The organism is Winogradskyella psychrotolerans (genome assembly GCF_018860565.1).
Classification (GTDB): domain Bacteria; phylum Bacteroidota; class Bacteroidia; order Flavobacteriales; family Flavobacteriaceae; genus Winogradskyella; species Winogradskyella damuponensis.
Map to the genome: position 1 here is coordinate 121,564 of NZ_JAHKPS010000013.1, position 690 is coordinate 122,253.

The following is a 690-nucleotide window of genomic DNA, read 5'->3' on the forward strand; positions in this document are numbered from 1 at the left end:
TTATTGCGGTTTTATTGCGTAAATATTTTAGTTTCATTGGTTAGTTACAAGCATATTATTGCGTTTTTATTAAAATTTTATTATCAATTTAAATAACTAATCACACGCATACTGAGCCCGACTAAGAACCGAAACAACCTGTTACCACAAACTTATTTTCTCTCTTAATTGACAAATACCCTCCACAAACCTCTTCACGTTTCAATTCTAAATTTTAACCCACTCACAATAAAAACTTCAAATAAAATTTTATAAATTTGAGTCATATTATTTTTAACAAAAAGTGAACACGAAACCGAACACGTTTTGGAACACGATTAAGAACACGGTATTTTTTTAATAATTTGATTATCAGTGATTTAAAATTCTTAAATTTCTTCAAATTAAAATTCATAACCCAGAGGTCACGAGTTCAAATCTCGTTCTCGCTACATCAGTAAAAGTCCAGCACGATAGTGCCGGACTTTTTTTATGCGCTGCACTGAAGCTTTGCTTCAAAGTGTATAAGCATAAAAAAAGGCCAATGCAATGCCCTAGCATTGCGGACTTTTACTATTGTACAGCTCACCCGCGAAGATTCACTGAAAGTAAATCAAAAAATATATAAAGCGTAAAAGCATAAAAAAAGACCATAGCAACGCACTAGCATTGCGGACTTTTACTATTGTACAGCTCACCTTGCGAAGATTC